The 19,964-nt window shown below is 72.8% G+C and carries 18 protein-coding genes; 13 read left to right on the forward strand and 5 right to left on the reverse strand.

Features of this window, described 5'->3' with window-relative positions; all coding sequences use genetic code 11:
* Window positions 1–162 precede the first annotated feature (162 nt).
* Window positions 163–3,702: a DNA polymerase III subunit alpha gene (gene dnaE, locus AB0O01_RS14615; protein WP_365313341.1), complete on the forward strand. Its 3,540-nt coding sequence runs from the start codon at window positions 163–165 to the stop codon at window positions 3,700–3,702.
* A gap of 165 nt (window positions 3,703–3,867) precedes the next feature.
* Here the strand turns inward: dnaE and AB0O01_RS14620 are convergent, their stop codons facing one another.
* Complete coding sequence (locus AB0O01_RS14620) at window positions 3,868–4,020, reverse strand: hypothetical protein (protein WP_365313342.1); 153 nt, start codon at window positions 4,018–4,020, stop codon at window positions 3,868–3,870.
* 233 nt (window positions 4,021–4,253) lie between these two features.
* Here AB0O01_RS14620 and AB0O01_RS14625 point away from each other — a divergent pair, with 233 nt between their 5' ends.
* The 4 genes from AB0O01_RS14625 to AB0O01_RS14640 all read left to right on the forward strand — a co-directional run bounded on the left by AB0O01_RS14625 (window position 4,254) and on the right by AB0O01_RS14640 (window position 8,406).
* Complete coding sequence (locus AB0O01_RS14625) at window positions 4,254–5,465, forward strand: NYN domain-containing protein (protein WP_365313749.1); 1,212 nt, start codon at window positions 4,254–4,256, stop codon at window positions 5,463–5,465.
* Window positions 5,466–5,680: 215 nt separating this feature from the next.
* On the forward strand, window positions 5,681–6,655 hold the full coding sequence (locus AB0O01_RS14630) for an ABC transporter ATP-binding protein (RefSeq protein WP_365313751.1): 975 nt from the start codon (window positions 5,681–5,683) through the stop codon (window positions 6,653–6,655).
* Window positions 6,656–6,845: 190 nt separating this feature from the next.
* A complete protein-coding gene (locus tag AB0O01_RS14635) occupies window positions 6,846–7,670 on the forward strand; it encodes an ABC transporter permease (protein WP_365313344.1) in 825 nt (274 codons plus the stop codon).
* Between the two features lie 34 nt (window positions 7,671–7,704).
* Window positions 7,705–8,406, forward strand: coding sequence for an AAA family ATPase (locus tag AB0O01_RS14640; RefSeq protein WP_365313345.1), 702 nt, complete (start codon window positions 7,705–7,707; stop codon window positions 8,404–8,406).
* 304 nt (window positions 8,407–8,710) lie between these two features.
* Here AB0O01_RS14640 and ybaK read toward each other — a convergent pair whose 3' ends face one another.
* The 4 genes from ybaK to AB0O01_RS14660 form a co-directional block, all read right to left on the reverse strand.
* Entirely contained in the window at window positions 8,711–9,208 is a 498-nt protein-coding gene (ybaK, locus tag AB0O01_RS14645; protein ID WP_365313346.1) for a Cys-tRNA(Pro) deacylase, read from the reverse strand.
* Between the two features lie 20 nt (window positions 9,209–9,228).
* A complete protein-coding gene (locus tag AB0O01_RS14650) occupies window positions 9,229–9,969 on the reverse strand; it encodes an LON peptidase substrate-binding domain-containing protein (RefSeq protein ID WP_365313348.1) in 741 nt (246 codons plus the stop codon).
* Window positions 9,970–9,980: 11 nt separating this feature from the next.
* A complete protein-coding gene (locus tag AB0O01_RS14655) occupies window positions 9,981–11,042 on the reverse strand; it encodes a hypothetical protein (protein WP_365313349.1) in 1,062 nt (353 codons plus the stop codon).
* A 1,196-nt stretch (window positions 11,043–12,238) separates the two neighbouring features.
* Window positions 12,239–13,774, reverse strand: a complete 1,536-nt coding sequence (locus AB0O01_RS14660) for an oxidoreductase (RefSeq protein ID WP_365313752.1) — start codon at window positions 13,772–13,774, stop codon at window positions 12,239–12,241.
* 417 nt (window positions 13,775–14,191) lie between these two features.
* Between AB0O01_RS14660 and hisD the strand changes: the two genes are divergently transcribed.
* The 8 genes from hisD to hisF are packed head-to-tail and all read left to right on the forward strand — an operon-like array spanning window position 14,192 to window position 19,953.
* Window positions 14,192–15,517 (forward strand): histidinol dehydrogenase, encoded by a 1,326-nt coding sequence (hisD, locus tag AB0O01_RS14665; RefSeq protein WP_365313351.1) that lies wholly within the window; start codon window positions 14,192–14,194, stop codon window positions 15,515–15,517.
* 59 nt (window positions 15,518–15,576) lie between these two features.
* On the forward strand, window positions 15,577–16,680 hold the full coding sequence (locus AB0O01_RS14670) for a histidinol-phosphate transaminase (protein WP_365313753.1): 1,104 nt from the start codon (window positions 15,577–15,579) through the stop codon (window positions 16,678–16,680).
* Entirely contained in the window at window positions 16,677–17,279 is a 603-nt protein-coding gene (hisB, locus tag AB0O01_RS14675; RefSeq protein ID WP_365313353.1) for an imidazoleglycerol-phosphate dehydratase HisB, read from the forward strand. Before AB0O01_RS14670 ends, hisB begins: the two co-directional genes overlap by 4 nt.
* A complete protein-coding gene (locus AB0O01_RS14680; protein WP_355736705.1) occupies window positions 17,276–17,440 on the forward strand; it encodes a hypothetical protein in 165 nt (54 codons plus the stop codon). The genes hisB and AB0O01_RS14680 overlap by 4 nt, the downstream gene beginning before the upstream one ends.
* Window positions 17,431–18,087 (forward strand): imidazole glycerol phosphate synthase subunit HisH, encoded by a 657-nt coding sequence (gene hisH, locus AB0O01_RS14685; protein ID WP_365313355.1) that lies wholly within the window; start codon window positions 17,431–17,433, stop codon window positions 18,085–18,087. Before AB0O01_RS14680 ends, hisH begins: the two co-directional genes overlap by 10 nt.
* Entirely contained in the window at window positions 18,084–18,809 is a 726-nt protein-coding gene (gene priA / locus AB0O01_RS14690) for a bifunctional 1-(5-phosphoribosyl)-5-((5-phosphoribosylamino)methylideneamino)imidazole-4-carboxamide isomerase/phosphoribosylanthranilate isomerase PriA (protein ID WP_365313357.1), read from the forward strand. The genes hisH and priA overlap by 4 nt, the downstream gene beginning before the upstream one ends.
* Entirely contained in the window at window positions 18,806–19,201 is a 396-nt protein-coding gene (locus AB0O01_RS14695; protein WP_365313358.1) for a RidA family protein, read from the forward strand. The genes priA and AB0O01_RS14695 overlap by 4 nt, the downstream gene beginning before the upstream one ends.
* The gene (gene hisF, locus AB0O01_RS14700) at window positions 19,198–19,953 is read left to right on the forward strand and encodes an imidazole glycerol phosphate synthase subunit HisF (protein WP_365313360.1); all 756 of its coding nucleotides are present in this window, start codon (window positions 19,198–19,200) and stop codon (window positions 19,951–19,953) included. Before AB0O01_RS14695 ends, hisF begins: the two co-directional genes overlap by 4 nt.
* Window positions 19,954–19,964: the final 11 nt, after the last annotated feature.

A 19,964-nucleotide genomic window follows, 5' to 3' on the forward strand; every position in this document is an offset into this window, starting at 1 on the left:
ACGGATGGGGCTGTCCGAAAGTGCCCCTTCCCGGAGCACGGCCCCCGCTGTGAAGGTACGCGGGGCGGGCGCGGGATTGTCAGTGCCGAGGCATAGACTTCGACGCTGTCCCCAGAAGTGTCCGCCCGCCTGTCACCCAGTGTTTTCCCTGGAGGTCACACCGTGTCAAAGCCGCCGTTCACGCACCTGCACGTCCACACCCAGTACTCGCTGCTGGACGGTGCCGCGCGGCTGAAGGACATGTTCAACGCGTGCAACGAGATGGGCATGACCCATATCGCCATGTCCGACCACGGCAACCTGCACGGGGCGTACGACTTCTTCCACACCGCGAAGAAGTCCGGGGTCACCCCGATCATCGGGATCGAGGCGTACGTCGCCCCCGAGTCCCGGCGCAACAAGCGCAAGATCCAGTGGGGCCAGCCCCACCAGAAGCGGGACGACGTCTCCGGTTCCGGCGGCTACACCCACAAGACGATGTGGGCGGTCAACGCCAAGGGCCTGCACAACATCTTCCGGCTCTCCTCCGACGCCTACGCCGAGGGCTGGCTCCAGAAGTGGCCCCGGATGGACAAGGAGACCATCGCCCAGTGGTCCGAGGGCATCGTCGCCTCCACCGGCTGCCCCTCCGGCGAGCTCCAGACCCGGCTGCGCCTCGGCCAGTACGACGAGGCACTCAAGGCCGCCGCCGACTACCAGGACATCTTCGGCAAGGACCGCTACTTCCTGGAGCTGATGGACCACGGCATCGAGATCGAGCACCGGGTCCGCGACGGCCTCCTGGAGATCGGCAAGAAGCTCGGCATCCCGCCCCTGGTCACCAACGACTCGCACTACACGTACGCGCACGAGGCGACCGCCCACGACGCGCTGCTGTGCATCCAGACCGGCAAGAACCTCTCCGACCCGGACCGCTTCAAGTTCGACGGCACGGGCTATTACCTGAAGTCCACGGACGAGATGTACGCCATCGACTCCTCCGACGCCTGGCAGGAGGGCTGCGCCAACACCCTCCTGATCGCCGAGATGGTCGACACCACGGGCATGTTCGAGTCGCGCAACCTCATGCCGAAGTTCGACATCCCGGACGGCTACACCGAGGTCACCTGGTTCCAGGAGGAGGTCCGCCGGGGCATGGAGCGCCGCTTCCCGGCGGGCGTCCCCGAGGACCGCACCAAGCAGGCCGAGTACGAGATGGACGTCATCATCTCGATGGGCTTCCCCGGCTACTTCCTGGTCGTCGCCGACTTCATCATGTGGGCCAAGAAGCAGGGCATCGCGGTCGGCCCCGGCCGGGGCTCCGCGGCCGGTTCGATCGTCGCGTACGCCATGGGCATCACCGACCTCGACCCGATCCCGCACGGACTGATCTTCGAGCGGTTCCTCAACCCCGAGCGCATCTCGATGCCCGATGTCGACATCGACTTCGACGAGCGCCGGCGCGTCGAGGTCATCCGGTACGTGACGGAGAAGTACGGCGCCGACAAGGTCGCCATGATTGGCACCTACGGCACCATCAAGGCCAAGAACGCGATCAAGGACTCCGCGCGCGTGCTGGGCTACCCGTACGCGATGGGCGACCGCCTCACCAAGGCCATGCCGCCGGACGTCCTCGGCAAGGGCATCCCGCTCTCCGGCATCACCGACTCCGCCCACCCCCGCTACGGCGAGGCGGGCGAGATCCGCGGGATGTACGAGAACGAGCCGGATGTGAAGAAGGTCATCGACACCGCCCGCGGTGTGGAGGGTCTGGTCCGGCAGATGGGTGTGCACGCCGCCGGTGTGATCATGTCCAGCGAGACCATCACGGAGCACGTCCCGGTGTGGGTCCGGCACACGGACGGGGTGACCATCACCCAGTGGGACTACCCGAGCTGTGAGTCGCTCGGCCTGCTGAAGATGGACTTCCTGGGCCTGCGCAACCTGACCATCATGGACGACGCCGTCAAGATGGTGAAGTTCAACAAGGGCATCGACATCGACCTGCTGGGTCTCCCGCTGGACGACGCGAAGACCTTCGAACTCCTCCAGCGCGGCGACACCCTCGGGGTCTTCCAGTTCGACGGCGGCCCCATGCGCTCCCTGCTGCGCCTGATGAAGCCCGACAACTTCGAGGACATCTCCGCCGTCTCGGCGCTGTACCGCCCCGGCCCGATGGGCATGAACTCGCACACCAACTACGCCCTGCGCAAGAACGGCCAGCAGGACATCACCCCGATCCACCCGGAGCTGGAGGAGCCGCTCAAGGAGGTCCTGGACGTCACCTACGGCCTGATCGTCTACCAGGAGCAGGTGCAGAAGGCCGCCCAGATCATCGCCGGGTACTCGCTCGGCGAGGCCGACATCCTGCGCCGCGTGATGGGCAAGAAGAAGCCCGAGGAACTCGCCAAGAACTTCACCATCTTCCAGGCCGGCGCCCGCAAGAACGACTACAGCGACGAGGCCATCCAGGCCCTGTGGGACGTCCTGGTCCCGTTCGCCGGCTACGCCTTCAACAAGGCCCACTCGGCCGCCTACGGACTGGTCTCCTACTGGACCGCCTACCTCAAGGCCAACCACCCCGCCGAGTACATGGCCGGGCTGCTCACCTCGGTCAAGGACGACAAGGACAAGTCGGCGATCTATCTCAACGAGTGCCGCCGCATGGGCATCAAGGTGCTCCCGCCGAACGTCAACGAGTCCATGTCCAACTTCGCCGCCCAGGGCGACGACGTGATCCTCTTCGGCCTCTCCGCGGTCCGCAACGTCGGCACCAACGTGGTCGAGTCGATCATCAAGTGCCGCAAGGCCAAGGGGAAGTACGCCTCCTTCCCCGACTACCTCGACAAGGTCGAGGCGGTCGTCTGCAACAAGCGGACCACGGAGTCGCTGATCAAGGCCGGTGCCTTCGACTCCATGGGGCACACCCGCAAGGGCCTGACCGCGCAGTACGAACCGATGATCGACAATGTGGTCGCGGTCAAGCGCAAGGAGGCCGAGGGACAGTTCGACCTCTTCGGCGGCATGGGCGACGACGACACCAGCGAGCCGGGCTTCGGGCTGGACGTGGAGTTCGCGCCCGAGGAGTGGGAGAAGACGTACCTGCTCGCCCAGGAGCGGGAGATGCTCGGACTCTATGTGTCCGACCACCCGCTGTTCGGGCTGGAGCATGTGCTCTCCGACAAGGCCGACGCGGGCATCGCCCAGCTCACCGGCGGCGACTTCGGCGACGGCGCGGTGGTCACCATCGGCGGCATCATCTCCGGCCTCCAGCGCAAGATGACCAAGCAGGGCAACGCCTGGGCCATCGCCACCGTCGAGGACCTGGCGGGCTCCATCGAGTGCATGTTCTTCCCGGCGACCTACCAGCTCATCTCCACCCAACTCGTCGAGGACGCGGTGGTGTTCGTCAAGGGCCGCCTCGACAAGCGGGAGGACGTCCCCCGGCTGGTCGCCATGGAGCTGATGGTCCCCGACCTGTCCATGGCGGGCACCAACGCGCCGGTCGTCCTCACCATCCCCGCCACCCGGGTCACCCCGCCGATGATCAGCCGCCTCGGGGAGATCCTCCAGCACCACAAGGGCGACAGCGAGGTGCGGATCAAGCTCCAGGGGCCGACGAGGACGACCGTGCTCCGCCTCGACCGGCACCGGGTGAAGCCGGACCCGGCGCTGTTCGGCGATCTGAAGGTGCTGCTGGGTCCGTCCTGCCTGGCGGGCTGAGCCCGGCCGCGCGTCGGCCTGCCCGACCCGCACGACCCGTGGGCCCGCACGACCCGTGGGCACGGAAGAGGGGCGCATCCCGTCGTGGGTGCGCCCCTCGGTCGTTCTCGGTGTCCCGGGCCGTCCTCGGCTGCGGGCCTCAGTCATGGGCCTCAGTCATGGGCCTCAGTTGTGGCCGAAGCGCTTCTGCCGGCCCTTGCGCGCCATGTCGGCCGGCGTCACCTGCTGTGCCTGCTGCTCGATCGACGACTGCTGGGCCGACTGCTGGCTGCGCTCGGACTGCGGCTGCTTGCGTTCCTGCTTCTTGTTTTTGGCCATGGTGATCTGCCTCCTGAAGGGGATCTGGGGACCAGGCCCAGCCCCACATTCACATACGCTGACATCGATCGCATTTCGGATAATTACCGTGTGTGACAGGAGGGGTGGCGCGGCGTACCCCGCAAACGCCACGCCGAAGATCGAGTTCGGGCCGTTAACCTCCGTGCCGTCGGGCAGACTCGAAGAAAGCCCCAAGCACACCTCCCAGGAATCCCAGGAAGAGGGTGAGTCGCGTGGACCGCTGCATCGTCCTGGTGGACGCCGGGTATCTGCTCGGGGCCGCCGCGAGCCTCCTGGCCGGAGAGCCCTCCAGGTCCCGCATCACCGTCGACCACGCCGCGCTCATCCAGGGTCTGCGTGAGCGCGCGGAGTCCGACACCGAGCAGCCCCTGCTGCGCATCTACTGGTTCGACGGCGCCCCCGACCGCGTCCCCCAGCCCGAACACCGCCGATTGCGGGTGATGCCCCGGGTGACCGTCCGGCTGGGCGCCCTCACCCGCAGTGACGGCCGCTGGGCCCAGAAGGGCGTCGACGCCGCGATGCACGCCGAGCTGACCGAGCTGGCCCGCAACCGCGCCTGCTCCGATGTCGTCCTGGTCACCGGCGACGGCGATCTGCTGCCGGGCATGATGGCCGCCAAGGAGCACGGCGTCGCCGTCCATCTGTGGGCCGTGCAGGCCGCCGACGGGGACTACAACCAGTCCGAGGACCTGGTCGCCGAGGCCGATGAGCGCCGGGTGCTCGACCGGGCCTGGATCACCCGCGCGGTACAGGCCAAGGAGCGGGTGTGCGCACCGCCGCCCGCGCCCCGGCCGGAGATCGCCGCGATCCTGTCGGCGCCGCTGCCGGAGGGCGCCCTCGCCGCGGCCGAGCGGCCCGCCCGGGAGAGCCCCCATCCGGCCGCCGCGGCGCCGGGCGGCACGGAGGAGCGGGTGCCCGCGGTGGCGAAGGGGGTGCCCACGCCCAAGGACCTCGCCGCGCTGCGCGCGCCCGGCGCGCACCCCGACAAGCCCCATCCGGCCACGGCGACGCTGCGGTGGTCGTCCGACAAGGGGTGGGTCGACCGGCCCGGCGGAGCCGGAGAGCCGCCGGAGGTCGCCGCGATGCCGACGCTGGCGCAGGTGACCACGGCGGAGCAGCGGTGGGCCGACCGCGAGGAGGACATCACCACGGTCGGCGGCGATCCCTACGAGGTGGGGCAGGTCTTCGCCCGGCGGTGGCTGGCGCGCCTCGGCGACCAGACACATGTGCAGCGGCTGTCCGGGATGTACCCGCGGGTTCCGCACCGGATCGACGGTGAGCTGCTGCGGTACGCGGCGCGGTTCGGGCTGCTCGCGCACAAGGACGACCAGATCGACGAGCACGACCGGTATGCGATCCGGGCGGGGTTCTGGCGGGAGATCGATGTGCGGACGGGTGCGGAGCGCAGTCCCGCGGGGGAGTGACGCGGGGAGTGAGGGGGCCTGTTCGGCCGGGTGCGGGCCGGTCGGGGCCGGTCGCGCGGTTCCGCGCGACCCCGGGTAGGTCGGCGCCCCCTGCGTCCGGAAGTGCGCCCCGGGACATCCGGGACACCCGGGAGCGGGACGGGCGGCAGGACCCCTTAGGGTGCTTGTTTGTGAGTACGCGCGCGGCAGGGGCCATCCACGACAGTCGTGAGGTCGTGTGCGCGGTGCGCGGGCTGACCAAGACCTATCCCGCGGTGCGCGGGCGGCGCGGGGTTCCGGCCACGCCGGAGGTGCGGGCCGCGGACGGGGTGCGCCTGGAGGTGCGGCGCGGTGAGATCTTCGGGCTGCTCGGGCCGAACGGCGCCGGCAAGTCCACCGTCGTACGGCAGATCACCGGGCTGATGCGGCCCGACGGCGGCAGCGTCGAGATCCTCGGGCACGACATCGTCCGCCATCCGGAGCGGGCCTCGCGGATCCTCGCCTACCTCGGCCAGGAGTCCACCGCGCTGGACGAACTGACGGTGTCCCTGGCCGCCGAGACCACCGGGCGGCTGCGCGGGCTCGACGTCAGGCGGGCGCGGGCCGAGCGGGACGACGTCCTGGACGAACTGGGGCTCGCCCCGATCGCCGGACGGGCCCTGAACAAGCTGTCCGGCGGGCAGCGGCGGCTGGCCTGCTTCGCCGCCGCACTGGTCGGTGAGCGCCCCCTGCTGGTGCTGGACGAGCCCACCACCGGCATGGACCCGGTCGCCCGCCGCGCGGTCTGGTCCGCCGTGGACCGCCGCCGGGCCGAGCGCGGTACGACCGTGCTGCTGGTCACCCACAACGTCATCGAGGCCGAGACCGTACTGGACCGGGTCGCCGTTCTGGAGCGGGGCCGGGTGATCGCCTGCGACACCCCGGCCGGGCTCAAGGAGCGGGTCGCCGGAGAGGTGCGGGTGGAGCTGGTGTGGCGGGAACGGGCCCCCCTGGACGTCCCCGAGGTCGCGGCGCTGCGCGAGGCCGCGCAGGAGAACGGACGGCGCTGGACGCTGCGGCTCGCCCCCGACGAGGCCCGCGCGGTCGTCGCCACGGTCACCGGCGGGGCCGCCTTCGCCGCGCTGGACGACTTCACCCTCGCCACGCCCAGCCTGGAGGACGTGTACCTGGCGCTGGGCGGCGGGACACGGCAGGGGCTGGTGAAGGCATGAGCGACAGCGGCGGAATGAGCGGCTCCGGGTCCGGGGCCGTATGCGTGGTCGCCGGAACCGCGGTCGCCGGAACCGCGGTCGCGGGAACGAGCCCTGGGACAACGAGCCCCGGGACATCGGCCCCCGGGACAACGAACCCAGGGACAACGAACCCAGGGACAACGAACCCCGGGAAGGGGAGCAGCGCGACGTGAGTGTCGTACCCGCAGAGGTGCTGCCGGGCAGTGCCCTGGCTTCGGACGAACGGCCCCGGCGCGCCGCCGCCGAGCTGGGGCCGCGGGCGCGGCTGTGGCCGTCGCTGGCGGCCGTGTACCGGGCGCAGCTCTCGCGGGCGCGGGTGGCGCGGATCCCGCTGCTGTTCGTGGCGACCTTCCAGTCCGTCGGCATCCTGATCATGATGCGCGGGGTGGTGGACGGCGGCAGCCAGGCCGAGGCGGTGGTCGCCGGGTCGTCCATCCTGGTCGTCGCGTTCGTCGCGCTGAATCTGCTCGCCCAGTACTTCGGCCAGCTCCGCGCCACCGGCGGGCTCGACCACTACGCCACCCTGCCGGTGCCGCCGGCCGCGGTGGTGCTGGGCGCGGCGGGCGCGTACGCGTCCTTCACCGTGCCGGGGACGGTGGTCACGGCGGTGTTCGGCTGTGTGCTGTTCGGGCTGCCGCTGACCAACCTCTGGATCCTGATCGCCGTGATCCCGCTGGCCGGGGCCGCGCTCGCCGGGCTCGGCGCCGCGCTCGGGCTGCTCGCCCCCCGCCCGGAACTGGCGACCCTGCTCGGCCAGCTCGGCATGTCGGCGGCCCTGCTCCTCGGGGTGCTGCCGCCCGAGCGGATGCCGGAACTGGTCCGGATCGCCCGCGATCTGCTGCCCTCCACCTATGGCGTCGATGCGTACGCGCGGACCTTCTCCGGACGCGCCGAATGGGCACAGGTCCTGGGTGACCTGGCCGTGTGCGCCGGGGTCGGGGTGATCTCGCTGGCGGTGGCGACCTGGGCGTACCGCCGGGCGGCCGTCCGGTGACGCGCCCCACAGAAGGGCCTGGCACGATGTCAGAGTGACCGCTCCTTTGACGCCGCCCCCGCCGCCGCACGAACAGCCCCCGCACGGCGGCCCGTCCGCGTCCGCCGCGTCCGGCGGGTCCGGTGCGACCGGTGCCTCCGGCGGGCCCTGGCAGGCCCCGGACGGCGAGGTGTACGGCGCTCAGGGCGCCCTCTGGGACGCCGCGGGCCCCGTCCCGCCGACCGGGCCCGGGTGGCGGGCCGAGATACGGGAAGCCGGCGTGGTCCTGGCCGCGCTGGCCGTGCTCGGGGTGGGGCTCGGAGCCCTGTGGTCGTGGCTGGCGCCGAGGGTGCCGCTGGTGGGGGACGTGGTGGACGGCACGTGGGCGGTGTACGTGCGGGACACCGAGGGGGAGCAGGCGATCGGGGTGGACGGCACGTTCACCCTGCTGGCGCTGGCGTTCGGGGCGGTGACGGCGGTCGCGGTGTTCGCCTGGCGGCGGCGCGGCGGGGTGCCGCTGGTGGTGGCGCTGGGGGTGGGCGGTCTGATCGCCTCCCTGGTCGCCTGGCGGACCGGCATGTGGCTGGGGCCCACGGACGACGTCCTCGCCCACGCCCAGCAGGCCGGCCGGAACGTCCCCTTCTCGGCCCCCCTGGAGCTCGGCGCGAAGGGCGCTCTGCTGGCCTGGTCGGTGGCGGCCCTCCTGATCCACCTGGCACTGACGGCGCTCTTCGGCCCGAGGGACGAGCAGGAGTAGGGCGGGGCGGGGGCCGCGCGCCTCTGTGGGGGCGTAGGGCGCCGTCCGCGGCTTGACCCCGGCCCGGGGGTGCCCGGGGAGCGGCCGACGCCCTCAGAGGTGCCCTCAGCGGCGCTCCCGGCGCCGTCTACGCGGGCCGCCTCCCATGGTTCGCCCGGCGTTTGCGTATCCGCCACTTCCGCTTGCGCGTCCTCTTCGACATGCCCTTCCTCCCTAGCGGAAGAAGCGCGCGGCGTCGAGAGGGCCGGAGGACGAGAGGGATGTTGAGGGCCGCGAGGGACCGAGCGGGAGGGGGAGAGGGACCCTAGTCCCGCCCGATCGGTGCCAGTACCGCCCCCGTCAGCGTGGCCAGGTCCCCCGGTGACAGTTCCACCTCCAGGCCCCGGCGGCCCGCCGAGACGCAGATCGTCGGGTGGGCCGACGCCGACGCGTCCAGGACGGTGGGCAGGCGCTTGCGCTGGCCGAGCGGGGAGATGCCGCCCCGGACGTAGCCCGTCGTCCGTTCCGCCGCCGCCGGGTCCGCCATCGCCGCCTTCTTGCCGCCGACGGCCGCCGCGAGGGCCTTGAGGTCCAGGGACCCCGCGACCGGCACCACCGCGACCGTCAGCGCCCCGTCGACCTCCGCCACCAGCGTCTTGAACACCCGTTCGGGCGACACGCCCATCGCCTCGGCCGCCTCCTCGCCGTAGGACGGGTGAGCGGGATCGTGGTCGTAGGAGTGCACGGTGTACGTCACTCCCGCCGCCGTCAGCGCCACCGTCGCCGGGGTGCCGCCCCCCTGCTGCTTCGCCTTCTTCGCCATCCGTGCCCTCCAGCCGCCGTTCAGTTCAGACTCGTCGGCCCCCGGGTCAGATCCGCGGCCGGCAAGGACGGCAGCGTACGGATGATCGCGGTCTCCGTGCGCAGGAGTTTCAGTTCGTCGCGCAGCCGGGACGCCGCGTCCGGGGCCTGGAGGAGGCGCTGCTTGGTCGGCGTGTCGAGCATCATCGCGGCGGCGACCAGGTACGACACCACCTGCGGCTCGTCCGGCAGTTCCGCGCCGCTCGCCAGGGACCGCTCCCGGGCCCCGGCGAGCCGCTTCTGGTACTGCCGGAAGGCCCGCAGGACGCCCTCCGCCAGCGCGCCCGCCTCGTCGCCCGGCTCCTCCGGCAGCGTCTCCACCTCGGCGGTGAGAAACGGGCCGGAGGCGTCCACGGACAGCAGCCGGACCCGGGTCGTGCCGGTCGCCAGCACCTCGAAGGTGCCGTCGGGGCGCTCCCGGATCGTCGCCGCGTCCGCCACGCATCCCACCTGGTGGAACGCCTTCAGCGGATCGGGGCCGAAACCGGCCCCGGGCCCGCGTTCGGGCAGCGCGGTGGGATCGGGCATGCCGGGGGAGCTGGGGGCCACCTCGTGGCCGTCGCGGATGGCCACGACGGCGAAGCGGCGCGGTTCGTCCTCGGACGTCTTCAGGAGCGTGCGCATCAGCGCGCGGTAGCGCTCCTCGAACACGTTGAGCGGGAGCACCAGCCCCGGGAACAGCACCGAGTTCAGGGGGAAGAGCGGGAGCCGGTCGGTCGTCACGCCGCAGAAGCCTAGTGGTCGCCGCGGTGGGTGTGTCCGCCGTGCCCGTCAGATGGGAGCGGGAAGCCGGTCCGGGAGGCCCCCGCGGGGGCCGTCCGCAGCTCCCGGCGGGCCAGCAGGAACAGGCCCAGCGGGTCGTCCGCGACCCGGTCCCAGGGGAACGACGTGGCGTACGGGCCGATCAGCCGGAGCTGCTCCAGGGCGTCGGCGCGGCGCTCCAGTTGGATCAGGACATAGGCGAGGACATTGCGGATCTCGGCCGGCCACGGGTCGGCCGGGGCGAAGGCGGCGGAGAGGCCGATCGCCCGGTCGGCCGCCGCGTCCAGCCGGGCGCGGGGCACGGCTCCGCCGCAGCCGTCGGTGAGATAGCCGAACGCGGCGCGCACCGGGAGCGCCCGGACCAGTGAGCCGGGCGGGGCGTCGTCGGCGGCGGGCTCGGCGAAGTCGAAGCACTCCCGGTGCGAGCCGTGCCAGGACGCGGCGAGGTACTTCAGGGCGGCCACATGGCAGCCGTAGTGGTGCGGCGAGCGGCGCACCGCCTCGGCCCACAGGCGTTCGAACTCCGCGTGCCCGGCGCGCGCGCCCCGCGCACGGTCCAGCGCGAGCCGCCAGGGCACCGGATCGCGCGGTACGGCGTCGGCGGCGGCCGTCACCAGCGGGCCCACCGGCGCCAGCAGCTCCGCGCGGGCGGGGGAGCGCCAGGCCCGGTCGGCGGCGAGCTGCGCGGCGACGAGCAGGGCGTCCGGGTCCTCCCGGCGGCCGGGGACGGCCCGCCAGGTGTCGAACCACTCGGTGCGGGCGTGCGCGAACCCGGCGAGGCGGCGGGCCCAGCGGTCCCGGTTCTCCCACGCGGCCGTCTCCCGGGTCCCGGCCAGCAGCCCCGCCGCCGCCTCCCACTCCCCGCGCCCGGCCGCCACCAGGGCGGGCCCGAGGCGGTCGTCGGGCGCGTCGAGCAGCACCTCGTCGTCGGCCGGCAGCCCGGCGGCGAGGTGCCCGGCCGGACGGGACGGGGCACCCCGGGCGATCCGGGCACCGCGCATGAAAGGGGGCAGCAGAGCCATGGTGTCGACCATTGAAAGTCCGGGCGTCGGCGTCGCGCCAGCCTCTCCACACAACCTCCGGAAAGTTGTACGCGGCCGGGTCAAGGGCGGGTAAAGCGTCAGGAACCGTGCGACCGCGTCCCGCGCGAAGCCGCCACTTTCTTCGCCGTACCTCCGCAATCACCGCAGCTTCTGCTTGCTCTCCGCGTGATGTCTTCCGTGGAGCCGGGTCGCTCATCCCGGGAGCCGGTCGCTTCTCCCGGGAGCTGGTGACTCCTTCCGGAAGCGGGTCTGTTCCTTGGGGCAGTCGGTCAACGCCTCCGGAAGCGGGTCGCTCCTTCGGGACAGCCGGTCAACGCCTCCGGGGGCGGGCGCGCTTGCGGCGGGGGCGGGTTGCGCCTCCGGCGGGAGACGGTTTCCGCCTCCGGGGGGGGAGCGGATCGCGCCTCCGAGGGGCGGGGTCTGGCTGGTCATGTCTGGAGCGGATCGCGCCTCCGGCGGGAGGGGGCTCGTCGCGCGGGCGGGCCGGTCCCGTTTCCGGCGAGGCTCGGTCTTGTCTTCCGGGCGGGCCTGTCCGGCCTCCGCGGGGTCCGGTCTCGGCTACCGCGACCGCTGATGACGCCGACGGCAACGAGTCGGCCTCCGTGGGGCCGACTTCGGCTACCTCAGGGCGCGCCTTGGCCTCCGTCACGGGCCGGTCGGTCCTCCCCCGAGGGAGGGCTCGTCGTCCGCAGGGGCCCGTCCCGCCCCCCCCGCCGGGGGGGGGGTCTGGCCATCCGCAGGAGCTGGTCATGCCTTCTGTGGGGGGAGGTCTGGGCGTCCGTAGGGGCCGCGCCTCGCCTCCTGCCGGGGGGCCTGCGGCGCCCATCCGCAGGAGCGGACTGCGCCTTCGCCCCGAGGCCGGTTTCGTCCTCCGCCGGGGCCGGTCCGGCCCTCTAGAGGTGCCCGCCCCGTCTCCTGCCGGGGCCGGGTCCAGGCCATCCGCAGGAGCCGGCCACGCCGTCCACTAGGGCCGCTGCGGCCCTCCACAGGTGCCCGCCTCGCTTCCGGAATCCGGGGCCAGCCCTGGATTCCGGCGGTACCCGCCTCGCCTCCCGCCGGGGCCAACCCCGCCGTCCGCAGGAGCCAACCTCGCCCCCCCACCAGAGGCCCGTCACGCCCCTCACTGGAGCCCCGTCAAGCCCCTCCGCAGAGCCCCGCCAAGCCCCCCCGCAGGGGGGACCCCCCGCTCACGCCTTCCGCAATAGCCGTGTCGCCCCCGCCGCCACCGTTGTCGCCAGGATCCAGCCGGTCAGGACCAGCGTCGCGGACAGCCACTGCCAGCCGCCGCGCAACTGCCAGAACCCGACCTGGCCCAGATCGATCACCGGCAGCAGCAGATCCAGCGCGAACAGCACCGGATCCCACGGCGGGTCCCCCGCGTTGCCGCTCGGGGTCGGCTTCCCGGCGTACGCGAAGGCCAGCGAGCCCGCCGCCCACAGCACCGCCATCCACACCGCGGCCCGCGCCGGGCGGTAGCCGTACGCCACCGTCACGTCCTGCGCGAACCCCCACAGCTTCGCGGCCGGCGGCAGCGTCTCGCGGCGGTGCCGCTGCTTGGCGAGCAGCACCTCGCGCGCGTCCTCCTCCTCACCGCCCGCGCGCAGCACCGCCGCCAGCCGCTCGTACGGCTCCGGGTTGTACTCGGCGGTCGCCGCCGACACCCAGGCCAGCCGCTCCGCCAGCGGGAACGGGCCCTGCGGCACCAGGTTCTCGTAGCCGAAGCCGCCCATGTGGAGGCGGCCGGGGCCCGGCCACGCCGCCGCCCGGTCCACCAGGTTCACGACCCGCGCCCCGGAGAGCACCACCTTGCCGCGCTGCGGACCCTCGCCCAGGAACCGCAGCTCGGGCACCTGGACCCGGCGCAGCGACAGCTCCTGGTCGTCGGTGAGGACGAACCGGGCCCGCTCCATGTCCACCGCGTCCCCGAACCGCCCGTCGTCCAGCCGGATCCCGCCCCGGCACTCGAACCGCTGGACCGGCGTCCCGCGCGCGGGTGTCCGGCCGCTGAGCTGGATGCCGCCGATGCCCGCCGGGGTGAGGTACAGCGTCCGCTCCACGGTCAGTTGCGGGGCGTTCAGGGCCAGCCGGGTGTACGGGTTGACCAGCCGTGCCCCGCGCAGGCTCAGCGAGACCCCGACCGTGGCGCCGCGCAGGCTCAGCTCGCCGTGCGACTCCAGCAGCTCCGCCTGGAGGTCCTGGCCGACGGTCAGCCCGTCCGCCGCGATCGAGCGCCCGCCGCGGTCCCGGTACACCACGGCCTCGTTCAGCAGCAGATCCGTGCCGATGTGGGCGTCGGTCAGCCGTACGCCGTTGTGGAAGCGGCAGCGCGGCAGATGCAGATCGCCCTCGGTGTGCACCCGCGCCGCCTCCAGCCGCGGCACCGAGCAGTTCGCCAGGCGCACGGTCCGGAACCGCGCCTCCGGCAGCAGCACCTCGTTCTCGAACCGGCAGCCGCTCAGCTCGACGTACGGCTCCACCGCGCCGCCCGCCAGGTCCAGGGTGCCGCTGATGTGCGCGCCGGTCAGCTTCAGCGCGGCGACGCGGCCCGCGAGCGGCGGCGGACCGTCCAGCAGCAGCCAGCACACGATGCGCGCCCGCACCGTCCGCTCCGGCCCCCAGGGGTGCCCGCCGTGCGGGTCGTCCACGGTGGGGTCGCCGCTGCTCAGATCGTGCTCGCCGCCGTCGCGGTAGGCCCGCCACATGCCGGCCTCCGCCTCGGTCAGCTCCTCCGGGGGCTCCCGGGGCGTGGCCTCGGGCCGTTCAGGCCGCTCCGGCCGATCGGGGCGCCCGGCGGGCTGCCCCTGCTGTCGCTGTGGTCCCAGTTCGCCGGTCCGCAGACCGGCCCCCTCGGTCACGATGTCCCTTCCTCCCCGTCGCGTGCGGTGGTCTGTGGGGTTCCCATGACTGTCGTATGGGCGCCCTAGGTTTCGTACAGCCGTTCATGCCCGCTGGGTAGCGTCTTGAACACGGAAAGTGAAGACGATCGTGCACGATCTCACGCGCGGTCACCGCCAGTTGTCCCGACCACTGGCGGTGCGGGACGCCGGGGACCCCTTGGGGCGGCCGTGGTCCACCGGGACGCGTATCAATCGGCGATACGCGCGAACGGTGTCCGATGGCGGTCTGCGAGAATTGACCCCGTGATCTCCCGAATCGATCTGCGCGGCGACGCCCTCCCCGAGGGACCGGCCCTGCGCGACCTGCTGCCCCGAGCCGACTTCGATGTCGCGGCCGCCCTGGACAAGGTGCGCCCGATCTGCGAGGCCGTGCATCATCGGGGCGACGCGGCGCTGATCGACTTCGCCGAGACGTTCGACGGCGTCACCCTGGAGCGGGTCCGGGTGCCCGCCGAGGCCCTGGACAAGGCCCTCGCCGAGCTGGACCCGGAGGTCCGCGCGGCCCTGGAGGAGTCCATCCGCCGCGCCCGGCTCGTCCACCGCGCGCAGCGCCGTACGACGCACACCACCCAGGTCGTGCCCGGGGGCACGGTCACCGAGAAGTGGGTGCCGGTCGACCGGGTCGGGCTGTACGCGCCGGGCGGGCGGTCCGTGTACCCGTCGTCCGTGGTGATGAACGTGGTGCCCGCGCAGGAGGCCGGAGTGCCCTCCCTCGCGCTCGCCTCCCCGGCCCAGAAGGAGTTCGGCGGGCTGCCGCACCCCACCATCCTGGCCGCCTGCGCCCTGCTCGGCGTGGACGAGGTCTACGCGGCGGGCGGCGCCACCGCCGTCGCGATGTTCGCCTACGGCACCGAGTCCTGCCCGCCCGCGAACATGGTCACCGGCCCCGGCAACATCTGGGTCGCCGCCGCCAAGCGCTACTTCACCGGCCGTATCGGCATCGACGCCGAGGCCGGACCCACCGAGATCGCCGTCCTCGCCGACGACAGCGCCGACCCGGTGCACGTGGCGTCCGACCTGATCAGCCAGGCCGAGCACGACCCGCTGGCCGCCGCCGTCCTGGTCACCGACTCGCCGGAACTCGCCGACGCGGTGGAGCGCGAACTCACCCCCCAGATCGCCGCGACCAAGCACGTCGACGACCGGATCGTCCCCGCCCTGGAGGGCCGCCAGTCCGCGATCGTGCTGGTCGACGGGGTCGAGGAGGGGCTGCGGGTGGTCGACGCGTACGGCGCCGAGCACCTGGAGATCCAGACCCGCGACGCCGCCTCGGTGGCCGACCGGGTGCGCAACGCGGGCGCGGTCTTCATCGGCCCCTGGGCGCCGGTCTCCCTCGGCGACTACGCGGCGGGCTCCAACCACGTGCTGCCCACCGGCGGCTGCGCCTGCCACTCCTCCGGCCTGTCCGTGCAGTCCTTCCTGCGCGGGATCCACCTGGTCGACTACACCCGCGACGCGCTCGCCGAGGTCGCCCACCACGTGGTGACCCTGGCGGAGGCCGAGGACCTGCCCGCGCACGGCGCGGCGATCAAGGCCAGGTTCGACTGGAAGGTTCCCGAGGGCAAGTGAGCGGCAACACCACCCCGAGCGGGACCGCGCGGACACCCGGTGCGGGTGACGGCCGGCGGATCCACCTCGACGATCTGCCCGTCCGCCCCGAGCTGCGCGGCAAGACCCCCTACGGCGCCCCCCAGCTCGACGTCCCGGTCCGGCTGAACACCAACGAGAACCCCTACCCCCTGCCCGAGGCGCTGGTCGAGCGGATCGCCGAGCGGGTGCGCGAGGCGGCCCGCCACCTCAACCGCTACCCCGACCGGGACGCGGTCGAGCTGCGCACCCGGCTCGCGGCCTATCTCACCGACACCTCCGGTCACCGCGTCGGCCCCGGCAACGTCTGGGCCGCCAACGGCTCCAACGAGGTCATCCAGCAGCTCCTCCAGACCTTCGGCGGACCCGGCCGCACCGCGATCGGCTTCGAACCCTCGTACTCGATGCACGCGCTCATCGCGCGCGGCACCGGCACCGGCTGGATCCCCGGCCCGCGCGCGGACGACTTCTCCGTCGACCTGCCCGCCGCCCGACGCGCCCTCGCCGAGCACCGCCCGGACGTCGTCTTCCTCACCACCCCCAACAACCCCACCGGCAACGCGATGCCGCCCGAGACCGTCCTCGCCCTCTACGAGGCGGCCCAGGCGGCCAAGCCGTCGATGGTGATCCTGGACGAGGCGTACGTCGAGTTCAGCCACGGCGCGTCGCTGCTGCCCCTGCTGGCCGGGCGCCCCCACCTGGTGATCTCGCGCACGATGTCCAAGGCGTTCGGCGCGGCCGGACTGCGGCTCGGCTATCTCGCCGCCGACCCGGCGGTGGTCGACGCGGTCCAGCTCGTCCGGCTGCCCTACCACCTCTCCGCCGTCACCCAGGCGACCGCCCTGGCCGCCCTGGAGCACACCGGCACCCTGCTCGGCTATGTCGAGCAACTGAAGACCGAACGGGACCGCCTGGTCGCCGAACTGCGCGCGATCGGCTACGAGGTCACCGCCTCCGACGCCAACTTCGTCCAGTTCGGCCGCTTCGCCGACGCGCACGCCGCCTGGCGGAGCATCCTCGACCGGGGCGTCCTGGTCCGGGACAACGGCGTACCGGGGTGGCTGCGGGTCACCGCCGGGACACCCGAAGAGAACGACGCGTTCCTCGACGCGGTCCGTGAGCTGAAGAAGGAGCAGGAAGCATGAGCCGCGCAGCACGGGTCGGACGCGTCGAGCGCACGACCAAGGAGACCTCCGTCCTGGTCGAGATCGACCTCGACGGCACCGGCCGGGTCGAGGTGTCGACCGGCGTCGGCTTCTACGACCACATGCTCGACCAGCTCGGCCGGCACGGTCTGTTCGACCTCACGGTGAAGACCGAGGGCGATCTCCACATCGACACCCACCACACCATCGAGGACACCGCCCTCGCCCTCGGCGCCGCCTTCAAGCAGGCCCTCGGCGACAAGGTCGGCATCTACCGCTTCGGCAACTGCACGGTCCCGCTGGACGAGTCCCTCGCCCAGGTCACCGTCGACCTCTCCGGCCGCCCCTACCTGGTGCACACCGAGCCCGAGACCATGGCGCCGATGATCGGCACCTACGACACCACGATGACCCGGCACATCCTGGAGTCCTTCGTCGCCCAGGCCCAGATCGCCCTGCACGTCCACGTGCCCTACGGCCGCAACGCCCACCACATCGTGGAGTGCCAGTTCAAGGCGCTGGCCCGAGCCCTGCGCTACGCCTCGGAGCGCGACCCGCGCGCCGCCGGAATCCTCCCCTCCACGAAGGGCGCCCTGTGAACGGGACCTCCACCCTGCTGATCGTCGCCGGTCTCTTCCTGGCCGGCGGGGTCTTCTCCTTCGCCAAGCAGAAGATGCCGAAGAACCTCATCGTGCTGCTCTCCGTCGGCGCCGCGATGTGCCTGGTCGCGGGCGTGCTCCGGCTGGAGGTGTGGAGTTGACCGCTGCCCGGACGCCCCGGAGCGTCGTCGTCTTCGACTACGGCTTCGGCAATGTGAGGTCCGCCGAACGCGCCCTCGCGCGCGCGGGCGCGCAGGTCGAGATAACCCGCGACTTCGACCGGGCGATGAACGCGGACGGGCTGCTGGTCCCCGGCGTCGGCGCCTTCGCCGCCTGCATGAACGGCCTCAAGCGGGCCCGCGGGGACTGGATCATCGGCCGCCGGCTGGCCGGCGGGCGCCCGGTGATGGGCATCTGCGTCGGGATGCAGATCCTCTTCGCCCGCGGCATCGAGCACGGCGTGGAGACCGAGGGCCTCGACGAGTGGCCCGGCTCCGTGGCACCCCTCCAGGCCGACATCGTCCCCCACATGGGCTGGAACACCGTGCGCCCCCCGGAGGGCTCCCAGCTCTTCGCCGGCCTGGACACGGACGCCCGCTTCTACTTCGTGCACTCCTACGCGGTCCACGACTGGACCCTGGAGACGGTCAACCCGGCCCTGCGCGCCCCCCTCGTCACCTGGTCCACGCACGGCGAGCCGTTCGTCGCCGCCGTGGAGAACGGCGCCCTGTGGGCCACCCAGTTCCACCCCGAGAAGTCCGGCGACGCCGGAGCCCAGCTCCTCACCAACTGGATCGGAACCCTGTGAGCACGCTCGAACTCCTCCCCGCCGTCGACGTCCGCGACGGCCAGGCCGTCCGCCTGGTGCACGGCGAGTCCGGCACGGAGACCTCCTACGGCTCCCCCGTGGAGGCCGCCCTCGCCTGGCAGCGCGCGGGCGCCGAGTGGCTGCACCTGGTCGACCTGGACGCCGCCTTCGGCACCGGCGACAACCGCGAGCTGATCGCCGAGGTCACCCGGGCCATGGACATCAAGGTCGAGCTGTCCGGCGGCATCCGCGACGACGCCTCGCTGGCCGCCGCCCTCGCCACCGGCTGCACCCGCGTCAACCTGGGCACCGCCGCCCTGGAGACCCCCGAGTGGGTCGCCGGGGTCATCGCCCGGCACGGCGACCAGATCGCCGTCGGCCTCGACGTCCGCGGCACCACCCTGCGCGGCCGGGGCTGGACCCGCGACGGCGGCGACCTCTACGAGACCCTGGAGCGCCTCGACAAGGAGGGCTGCGCCCGGTACGTGGTCACCGACATCGCCAAGGACGGCACCCTCCAGGGCCCCAACCTGGACCTGCTGAGGAACGTCTGCGCGGTCACCGACCGGCCGGTCGTCGCCTCCGGCGGCGTGTCCTCGCTGGACGACCTGCGGGCCATCGCCGAGCTGGTCCCGCTCGGCGTCGAGGGCTCCATCGTCGGCAAGGCCCTGTACGCCAAGGCGTTCACCCTGGAAGAGGCCCTTGAGGCAGTGAGCGCATGAGCGAGGTACGGCGGATCCAGAGCGGCAGCCCCTGGGAGGACGTCTTCGGCTTCTCCCGGGCGGTCGCGGCCGGGGACCGGGTGGTCGTCGGCGGCACCACCTCCTTCCGCGGCGAGGTCCTGCACGGCGAGGGCGACCCCTACGAGCAGACCCGGGTCGCCCTGGCCAACGCGCTCGCGGCGATCTCCGAGTTCGGCCTCGGCCCCGACTCCGTGACCGCCGTCCGCCTGCTCCTCACCCACGCGCGGGACGTGGACGCGGCGGGCCGGGCGCACAAGGAGGTCTTCGACGCCGTCCGCCCGGTGATGACCCTGGTCGTCGTCTCCGGCTTCGTCGACCCGCGCATCCTGGTCGAGGTCGAGCTGGAAGCCTTCCGAGGAGCCCCTGCATGACACTCGCCGTACGGGTCATCCCCTGCCTGGACGTGGACAACGGCCGGGTCGTCAAGGGCGTCAACTTCCAGAACCTCCGCGACGCGGGCGACCCCGTCGAGATGGCCAAGGTCTACGACGCCGAGGGCGCCGACGAACTCACCTTCCTCGACATCACCGCCTCCTCCGGCAACCGGGAGACCACCTACGACGTGGTGCGCCGCACCGCCGAACAGGTGTTCATCCCGCTGACCGTCGGCGGCGGGGTCCGTACCGCGGACGACGTCGACAGGCTGCTGCGCGCGGGCGCCGACAAGGTCGGAGTCAACACCGCCGCCATCGCCCGCCCGGAGCTGATCCGGGAGATCGCCGAGCGCTTCGGCCGCCAGGTGCTGGTGCTGTCGGTGGACGCCCGCCGCACCCCGTCCGGCGCCTTCGAGGTCACCACCCACGGCGGTCGCAAGGGCACCGGCATCGACGCCGTCGAGTGGGCCCACCGCGCGGCCGACCTGGGCGCCGGCGAGATCCTGCTGAACTCCATGGACGCCGACGGCACCAAGGACGGCTACGACCTGGAGATGATCGCCGCCGTCCGGGGGCACGTCACCGTCCCGGTGATCGCCTCCGGCGGCGCGGGCCGCCTCACCGACTTCCCCCCGGCCATCGCGGCCGGCGCGGACGCGGTGCTCGCCGCCTCCGTCTTCCACTTCGGCGACCTGCGGATCGGCGAGGTCAAGGGGGCGCTGCGGGAGGCCGGGCACCCGGTGAGGTAGGCCGCCCGGCC

The sequence above is a fragment of the Streptomyces sp. NPDC093252 genome (assembly GCF_040683675.1).
Taxonomy (GTDB): Bacteria; Actinomycetota; Actinomycetes; order Streptomycetales; family Streptomycetaceae; genus Streptomyces.

What these genes read in the sequence shown, in the direction of transcription:
- AB0O01_RS14655 (WP_365313349.1), bottom strand. Translation starts at nt 11,042, where the DNA reads ATGGTCGACACCATGGCTCTGCTGCCCCCTTTCATGCGCGGTGCCCGG.
- AB0O01_RS14620 (WP_365313342.1), bottom strand. Translation starts at nt 4,020, where the DNA reads ATGGCCAAAAACAAGAAGCAGGAACGCAAGCAGCCGCAGTCCGAGCGC.
- AB0O01_RS14695 (WP_365313358.1), top strand. Translation starts at nt 18,806, where the DNA reads ATGAGCGAGGTACGGCGGATCCAGAGCGGCAGCCCCTGGGAGGACGTC.
- hisB (WP_365313353.1), top strand. Translation starts at nt 16,677, where the DNA reads ATGAGCCGCGCAGCACGGGTCGGACGCGTCGAGCGCACGACCAAGGAG.
- hisF (WP_365313360.1), top strand. Translation starts at nt 19,198, where the DNA reads ATGACACTCGCCGTACGGGTCATCCCCTGCCTGGACGTGGACAACGGC.
- ybaK (WP_365313346.1), bottom strand. Translation starts at nt 9,208, where the DNA reads ATGGCGAAGAAGGCGAAGCAGCAGGGGGGCGGCACCCCGGCGACGGTG.